We start from the raw sequence: 8532 nt of genomic DNA on the forward strand, positions 1-8532 counted from the left end.
CTCATGGAGAAAGAAATCCCCGTCCACATGACGAACTTTGCCCTTATCCTCAACGACCTTGCCGCCAGCTTTGAGAACCGCAACGAGTACATTTCCCGCCTTTGCCGCTATCCGCTGCTTATCATTGACGACTTCGGCATGGAGCGCGGGACGGAATACGGGCTGGAACAGGTTTTCAATGTGATTGACAGCCGTTACCGCAGCAGCAAGCCGCTGATCGTCACGACCAACCTCACGCTGGACGACCTGCGGAACCCGGAGGACACCGCCCATTCCCGGATTTATGACCGCCTGCTTTCCATGTGCGTCCCGGTACGCTTTACCGGCGACAACTTCCGGCAGGAAGCCGCGCAGCGGAAAATGGAGAGCATGAAGAAACTGATTACCGACTGAAAGGAGTATTGCCTATGGCAGATAACAAGCAGCCCGACACCCGCACCACCCGCCGCCCCGACTGCGTGACGGAAATCCGCATGGGCAATTCCGTCCTTGTCGTGTCCGGCTATTTCAAGAAAGACACTACCACCACCGCCGCCGACAAAATGGCGCGGGTACTGGAAGCGGAAGCCGCTGCTACACAAAAACCGGCAATTTGACAAATCATAAAGAAGCAGATTTTACACTTTTGCCGCTATACAGCCCGCCCTATTCCGTGGTACAATGAAACCACGGAATAGTGGGGCTGGCTGTCGGAAACGGAGGATTTTATGTTAAGACAAGCCACCCAAAACCTCATTACCGCCCTTTATCCGAGATTGTCCCATGAGGACGAGTTGCAAGGCGAGAGTAATTCCATATCGAACCAGAAAAGGATTTTGGAAACCTACGCCAAGCAGAACGGCTTTACTAATCTGCGCTGGTACACCGACGACGGCTTCTCCGGCGCGAACTTTCAAAGACCCGGTTTTCAAGCCATGCTTGCAGACATTGAAGCCGGGAAAGTCGGAACCGTCATAGTCAAGGACATGAGCCGGTTAGGGCGAAACTACTTGCAGGTAGGGTTTTACACGGAAATGCTGTTCCCTCAAAAGGGAGTGCGTTTTATCGCTGTCAACGACAATGTGGACAGCGCAAACGGCAGCATGGACAACGATTTTACCCCTCTGCGAAATCTGTTCAACGAATGGCTGGTGAGAGATACGAGCAAGAAAATCAAGGCAGTAAAACGAGCAAAAGGCATGAGCGGCAAGCCTGTTACCAGCAAGCCGGTCTATGGCTACCTCATGGACGAGGACGAGAACTATATCGTTGACGAGGAAACCGCGCCGGTTGTCCAGCAGATATACCAGCTTTGCCTTGCCGGGAATGGCCCGACCAAGATTGCCCGTATGCTTACGGAGCAGCAAATCCCCACGCCGGGGACGCTGGAATACCGCAGGACAGGCAGCACACGCCGCTACCACCCCGGCTATGAGTGTAAATGGGCGACAAACACCGTCGTTCATATCCTCGAAAACCGGGAGTACACCGGCTGTCTGGTAAACTTCAAGACGGAAAAGCCCTCTTACAAGGTCAAACACAGTGTAGAGAACCCCGTGGAGAAGCAGGCCATTTTTGAGAACCACCATGAGCCTATCATAGACCGGGAAACATGGGAGCGCGTGCAGGAGTTACGCAAGCAGCGCAAACGCCCGAACCGCTATGATGAAGTGGGGCTGTTCTCCGGTATGCTGTTCTGCGCCGACTGCGGCCATGTGATGTACCAGCAGCGGTATCAGAACAAGAACCGCAAGCAGGACTGTTACATCTGCGGCAGCTACAAGAAGCGCACCCGCGACTGTACGGCGCACTTTATCCGCACCGACCTGTTGACCGCCGGTGTCCTCTCCAATCTCCGGCAAGTGACGGAGTATGCCGCCAAGCATGAGAGCCGCTTTGTGAAGCTGCTTATCCAGCAGAACGAGATCGGCGGCAAGAGAAAGACCGCCGCAACCACCAGGCAGCTTGAACAGGCGCAGGAGCGCATTGCCGAAGTGAGCCGCATTATTAAGCGGCTGTATGAGGACAATGTGAACGGCAAAATCAGTGACGAGCGTTTCATGGAACTGTCAGCAGACTATGAGCAGGAACAGCGGGAACTGAAAGACCGCGCCGCCGCTTTGCAGGCCGAACTGGACAAGTCGCAGGCCGCCACCGTCAACGCGGAAAAGTTTATGGGTATCGTCCGAAAGCACCTTGCCTTTGAGGAATTGACCCCCACCCTCTTGCGGGAAATGATTGAAAAAATCGTCGTGCATGAGTGTAGCTATGACGAGAACGGCACCCGCAGGCAGGACATTGAGATTTATTACAGCTTTGTCGGCAAGATTGACTTGCCCGAAGCCTAACGCCCGACCTATCCGACACAATGGCCAAGTGCCGGATAGGAACGGCAAAATTTTTTACATTTCTATTACTTCTTTATCGCACATCAGTAAAGTCCCAGGGCATGAAGCAGCTCATGGCTGGCGCTGGCGTCGCCGTGGTCGGCATGGTCCTCGTACCCCTGCTCTCCAGCCTGTTCACCGTCTGATCGCTCCCGTCGTTAAGCTGTCATAAGAAATCCTTGCCGCCCCTGCCCCCAAGCGGGGGCGGCTGAAAGGAGGTTGACACCGTATGGATTTCTTACTCGATGCCCTTACTGACTGGCTCAAGGAAATGTTGGTAGGCGGCATTATGAGCAACTTATCGGGGATGTTCGATAGCGTGAACCAGCAGGTCGCAGACATTGCGACACAGGTGGGCCAGACCCCTCAGGGCTGGAACGGGAGTATTTTCAGCATGATCCAAAATCTCTCCAACTCCATCATGGTGCCGATTGCTGGCGTGATCCTGGCTATCGTGATGACGCTGGAGCTGATTCAGATGATTACCGACAAGAACAACCTGCATGATGTGGACACCTGGATGATCTTCAAATGGGTGTTCAAATCTGCCGCTGCCATCCTCATCGTCTCAAACACCTGGAACATCGTGATGGGCGTGTTTGACGCAGCTCAAAGTGTGGTGGCGCAGGCGGCGGGCATCATCGGTTCCGACGCTTCCATCGACATCTCCTCTGTCATGACCGATATGGAGTCCCGGCTGATGGATATGGACCTGGGGCCGCTGTTCGGCCTGTGGTTCCAGTCGCTCTTTATCGGCATTACCATGTGGGCGCTTTACATTTGTATCTTTATCGTGATTTATGGCCGTATGATTGAGATTTACCTTGTGACCTCGGTGGCTCCCATCCCTATGGCCACCATGATGGGCAAGGAATGGGGCGGTATGGGCCAGAACTATCTGCGCTCGTTGATCGCCCTGGGCTTCCAGGCATTTCTCATCATCGTCTGTGTGGCGATCTACGCCGTGCTGGTGCAGAGTATTGCCACCGAATCCGACATCATTATGGCCATCTGGAGCTGCGTGGGCTATACGGTCCTGTTGTGCTTTACGCTCTTTAAGACCGGCAGCCTCGCAAAATCCGTTTTCAATGCACATTAACCAGGAAGGAGGTAATCCCTTTGGCTTATGTACCTGTACCCAAGGATCTTACGAAAGTCAAAACCAAGGTCGCGTTCAACTTAACCAAGAGGCAGCTTGTCTGCTTCGGCGGCGGTGCGCTGATCGGCGTACCGCTTTTCTTCCTGCTCCGGGGGCCTGTGGGAAACAGCGTGGCTGCCATGTGTATGATGCTGGTCATGCTGCCCTTCTTCATGCTGGCGATGTATGAAAAACACGGTCAGCCCCTGGAAAAGATCGTGGGCAATATCATCAAGGTGGCCGTCATCCGGCCCAAGGAGCGCCCGTATCAGACCAACAACTTCTATGCCGTTTTGGAACGGCAGGAAAAACTCGACAAGGAGGTGTATGACATTGTTCACGGTAATCAAAAGCTGGCTGCACCGGCTGTTCGGAAAAGACGAAAAGACCGCGCAGCCGGTTAATCAGAAAAAGATGAAAAAGCTGTCCCGCGCCGACAGAAAGCAGATCGAGGCTGCCATTGCCCGTGCCAATCGCACAGACAAAAAGAAAAAATCGGCTCAGGACAGTATCCCCTATGAACGGATGTGGCCGGACGGCATCTGCCGTGTGGCAGGCAGCCGCTACACAAAGACCATCCAATTCCAGGACATCAACTATCAGCTCTCGCAGAACGAGGACAAGACAGCGATCTTCGAGGGCTGGTGCGATTTCCTCAACTACTTCGACAGCTCCATTCAGTTCCAGCTGTCCTTTTTGAACCTGGCAGCCTCTGAGGAGACCTTTGCCCGCGCCATCAACATTCCTCTCCAGGGGGATGATTTTGACAGCATCCGGGTGGAGTACACCACCATGCTGCAAAACCAGCTGGCAAGAGGCAACAACGGTCTTATCAAGACCAAGTACCTGACTTTCGGCATCGACGCCGACAGCCTCAAGGCCGCCAAGCCCCGTCTGGAGCGCATTGAGACCGACATTCTCAACAACTTCAAACGCCTGGGCGTGGCCGCCGAGACCCTGGACGGCAAGGCGCGGCTGGCACAGCTTCACGGCATTTTCCACATGGATGAACAGGTGCCGTTCCGCTTTGAATGGGACTGGCTGGCTCCGTCCGGTCTGTCCACCAAGGATTTCATCGCGCCGTCCGGCTTCGAGTTCCGCACCGGCAAACAGTTCCGTATGGGTAAAAAATACGGGGCTGTTTCTTTTTTGCAGATCCTCGCCCCGGAGCTGAATGACCGGATGCTGGCGGATTTTCTGGATATGGAAAGCTCTCTGATCGTCAGCCTGCATATCCAGTCCGTAGATCAGATCAAGGCCATCAAGACGGTCAAGCGGAAAATCACCGACCTGGATAAATCCAAAATTGAGGAACAGAAAAAAGCCGTCCGCGCCGGATATGACATGGACATCATTCCCTCCGACCTTGCCACCTACGGTGCCGAGGCCAAGAAGCTCTTGCAGGATTTGCAGAGCCGAAACGAGCGAATGTTCCTTGTGACCTTCCTGGTGCTGAACACGGCGGACAATCCCCGGCAGCTGGGCAACAATGTGTTCCAGGCCAGTTCCATCGCACAGAAGTACAACTGCCAGCTGACAAGGCTTGACTTCCAGCAGGAAGAAGGGCTGATGTCTGCGCTGCCCTTGGGCCTCAATCAGATCGAGATTCAGCGGGGGCTGACCACCAGTTCCACGGCTATCTTTGTTCCGTTCACCACCCAGGAGCTTTTCCAGAACGGCAAAGAGGCGCTGTACTACGGTATCAACGCCCTGTCCAACAACCTCATCATGGTGGACCGCAAGCTGCTGAAAAACCCCAATGGACTGATTCTCGGCACCCCTGGTTCCGGCAAGTCCTTCAGCGCCAAGCGCGAGATCGCCAACTGTTTCCTGCTCACCAATGATGACATCATTATCTGCGACCCGGAGGCCGAGTACGCGCCCTTGGTGGAGCGCCTGCATGGGCAGGTCATCAAGATTTCGCCCACCAGCAGCAATTACATTAACCCTATGGATTTGAACCTGGACTACTCGGACGATGAAAGTCCGCTGTCTCTCAAGTCCGACTTCATCCTGTCTCTGTGCGAGCTGATCGTAGGCGGCAAAGAGGGCTTGCAGCCGGTTCAGAAAACCATCATTGACCGCTGTGTGCGGCTGGTGTATCAGGACTATCTCAATGACCCCCGCCCGGAGAATATGCCCATCCTGGAGGACCTCTACAACCTGCTGCGGGCGCAGGACGAGAAAGAGGCGCAGTACATCGCCACGGCGCTGGAAATCTATGTGACCGGCTCCCTCAATGTGTTTAACCATCAGAGCAATGTGGACATCAACAACCGTATCGTCTGCTACGACATCAAGGAGCTGGGCAAGCAGCTGAAAAAGATCGGTATGCTGGTGGTCCAGGACCAAGTGTGGAACCGCGTTACCATCAACCGTGCTGCCCACAAATCCACCCGTTACTACATCGACGAGATGCACCTGCTGCTGAAAGAGGAACAGACCGCCGCCTACACGGTGGAGATTTGGAAGCGGTTCAGAAAATGGGGCGGCATCCCCACCGGCATCACGCAGAATGTCAAAGACTTGCTTTCTTCCCGCGAGGTGGAGAACATCTTTGAGAACTCCGACTTCGTGTATATGCTCAACCAGGCGGGCGGGGACCGGCAGATTCTCGCCAAGCAGCTGGGCATTTCCCCTCACCAGCTTTCCTATGTGACCCACTCCAGCGAGGGCGAGGGCCTGCTGTTCTATGGCTCCACGATCCTGCCTTTCGTGGACCATTTCCCCAAGAACACCGAGCTGTACCGCATTATGACCACCAAACCCCAGGAACTGAAAAAGGAGGATGAATGACCATGAAACCCAACACCGAACTGAATACCATGATGTTTTTTGACGATGCCCTGGAGGGTGAGCGCACCCAGCTGCTCACCGAGCTGGCCGATGCCGTCAGCGAGACCCGCACGGCGGCGGATCAGGCTGCGGAGCTGAACGAGGACGGCGAAGCGGGCCTGCTGCGCCTGACGGAAATCTGGTGCGCCATGAACGGCGTCCCGGCCATCGTCATCTTCGAGGGCGGGCAGTCCGAGCTGCTGGCCAATGTGGTGGCGCAGATCTACGCCCATCTGCTTCAGCACCCCTCCCGTGACCCTGTGGGGCTGGCCGTCTATGTGGAGCTGCGCTACATGACGGCCTCCCTCATGTTGGGGGAATGGTTTGAATAAGGAACCGCGCCTGCGCTTTACGGACGAGGAACGGGCTGACCCGGCTCTGGAGAAGCCCATCCGTAAGGCGGACAAGGCCGCCGCCAAAGCAGACAAGGCGCAGGCCAAAATCCCCAAAAAGCAGGTCCGGCAAAAGACGGTGGACCCGGAGACCGGCAAAGTGACCACCAAGCTGGTGCTGGAGGACAAGAAGAAGCCGCCCTCCAAATTGTCCCATGCGGTGCGGGATACCCCCGCCAATGCCGCTCTGGGGAAGCTCCACAAGGAAATCCGGGAGACCGAACAGGACAATGTGGGCGTGGAGAGCGCCCACAAGTCCGAGGAGGCTGCCGAGACCGGCGTTAGGCTTGCACGGGAAGGCTACCGCAGCCACAAGTTGAAGCCCTACCGCAAGGCGGCCCAGGCCGAGCAGAAGCTGGAGAAGGCCAATGTGAACGCCTTGTATCAGAAGTCCCTGCGGGAAAATCCCCAGCTTGCCAGCAACCCCATCTCCCGCTGGCAGCAGAAACAGGCCATCAAAAAGGAATACGCTGCCGCCAAGCGCGCCGGTCAAGCTGTCGGGAACACCGCCAAGACTGCGGAGGCCACCGGCATGGCGGCCAAGGCGGTCAAGGAGAAAGCCCAGCAAGCGGGCGCGTTTGTCATGCGCCACAAAAAGGGCTTTTTGATTGCGGGTGCGATCTTCCTGCTGGTCTGTATGCTGCTCAACACCATGTCCTCCTGCTCCATGATGGCGCAGAGTATCGGTTCCGTGGTGTCCGGCACCACCTACCCGTCGGATGATCCTGAGCTGGTGGCGGTGGAGGCCGACTACGCTGCCAAAGAAACGGCGCTGCAAGCCGAGATCGACAACATCGAAAGCAGCCATCCGGGGTATGACGAGTACCGCTATGACCTGGATATGATCGGGCATGACCCCCATGAGCTGGCAGCCTACCTGTCCGCCGTGCTGCAAGGCTATACCCGGCAGAGCGCCCAGGCCGAGCTGGAGCGCGTGTTCGACGCACAGTATGAACTGACGCTTACCGAGGAAGTGGAGATACGATACCGCACCGAAACTTCCACGGACCCCGTGACCGGCGAGACGACCACCGAGGAAGTCCCGTATGAGTATTACATTCTGAATGTGAAGCTCACCAGCAAGCCCATATCTTCCGTGGCTTCGGAGCTGCTAACCCCGGAACAGCTGGAAATGTACCAGGTGTACCGGCAGACGCTGGGCAACAAGCCGCTGATCTTCGGCGGCGGCTCCCCGGATACGAGCAACTCCGAGGACCTGACCGGCGTGGTATTCGTCAACGGCACCCGCCCCGGCAATCAGGCCGTGGTGGACATAGCCAAAAGTCAGGTGGGCAATGTGGGCGGTCAGCCCTACTGGAGCTGGTACGGCTTCAATTCCCGTGTGGAATGGTGCGCCTGCTTCGTGTCCTGGTGCTACGGCCAGATGGGGCTGTCCGAGCCGCGCTTTGCCGCCTGCCAGTCCCAGGGTATTCCGTGGTTCCAGTCTCACGGACAATGGGGCGGGCGTGATTACGCCAATATCGCCCCCGGCGACGCCATCTTCTTTGACTGGGACCTGGATGGCAGCGCCGACCATGTGGGCCTTGTGGTCGGCACAGACGGCAGCCGGGTCTACACCGTGGAGGGCAATTCTGGCGACGCCTGCAAGATCAAGAGTTATTCCCTGTCCTACGAGTGCATCAAGGGCTACGGCCTGATGAACTGGTAAGGCCGATTTATGAGAAAGACCTGCTAATAAAAGTCAAGTAGAAATTTCAGATTTTTAGGGAGGCGAAAAAATGCAATACAAAATCAAGCCGCTGAGCATCTCAAAATTAAAACGGCGGCCAGCCAGATGGTA

The 8532-nt window shown here is 56.0% G+C and carries 8 protein-coding genes and 1 pseudogene; all 9 read left to right on the plus strand.

Annotation, left to right across the window (positions count from 1 at the left end; all coding sequences use genetic code 11):
- Positions 1 to 393 (plus strand): ATP-binding protein (locus WGC32_RS14700; RefSeq protein WP_342682984.1); only part of this gene is annotated, 393 nt, incomplete at its 5' end.
- A 14-nt stretch (positions 394 to 407) separates the two neighbouring features.
- Positions 408 to 596: a transposon-encoded TnpW family protein gene (locus WGC32_RS14705; RefSeq protein WP_070087576.1), complete on the plus strand. Its 189-nt coding sequence runs from the start codon at positions 408 to 410 to the stop codon at positions 594 to 596.
- Between the two features lie 111 nt (positions 597 to 707).
- Positions 708 to 2327 (plus strand): recombinase family protein, encoded by a 1620-nt coding sequence (locus tag WGC32_RS14710; RefSeq protein WP_070087575.1) that lies wholly within the window; start codon positions 708 to 710, stop codon positions 2325 to 2327.
- 89 nt (positions 2328 to 2416) lie between these two features.
- Positions 2417 to 2512 (plus strand): annotated as a pseudogene (locus tag WGC32_RS14715) (Maff2 family mobile element protein); the annotation flags it as partial.
- 83 nt (positions 2513 to 2595) lie between these two features.
- On the plus strand, positions 2596 to 3465 hold the full coding sequence (locus WGC32_RS14720; protein WP_002578790.1) for a VirB6/TrbL-like conjugal transfer protein, CD1112 family: 870 nt from the start codon (positions 2596 to 2598) through the stop codon (positions 3463 to 3465).
- Positions 3466 to 3485: 20 nt separating this feature from the next.
- The gene (locus WGC32_RS14725; protein WP_002578789.1) at positions 3486 to 3908 is read left to right on the plus strand and encodes a PrgI family protein; all 423 of its coding nucleotides are present in this window, start codon (positions 3486 to 3488) and stop codon (positions 3906 to 3908) included.
- 10 nt (positions 3909 to 3918) lie between these two features.
- On the plus strand, positions 3919 to 6300 hold the full coding sequence (locus tag WGC32_RS14730; RefSeq protein WP_002578788.1) for a VirB4-like conjugal transfer ATPase, CD1110 family: 2382 nt from the start codon (positions 3919 to 3921) through the stop codon (positions 6298 to 6300).
- A gap of 2 nt (positions 6301 to 6302) precedes the next feature.
- Positions 6303 to 6671 carry a DUF3851 family protein gene (locus tag WGC32_RS14735; protein WP_002578787.1) on the plus strand — a complete coding sequence of 123 codons (369 nt, stop codon included), beginning with the start codon at positions 6303 to 6305 and terminating at the stop codon, positions 6669 to 6671.
- Positions 6664 to 8400 (plus strand): CD1108 family mobile element protein, encoded by a 1737-nt coding sequence (locus WGC32_RS14740; RefSeq protein ID WP_002588927.1) that lies wholly within the window; start codon positions 6664 to 6666, stop codon positions 8398 to 8400. Before WGC32_RS14735 ends, WGC32_RS14740 begins: the two co-directional genes overlap by 8 nt.
- Positions 8401 to 8532 lie beyond the last annotated feature (132 nt).

This window comes from Zongyangia acetica (assembly GCF_038739695.1).
GTDB classification, from domain to species: Bacteria; Bacillota; Clostridia; order Oscillospirales; family Ruminococcaceae; genus Zongyangia; species Zongyangia gallinarum.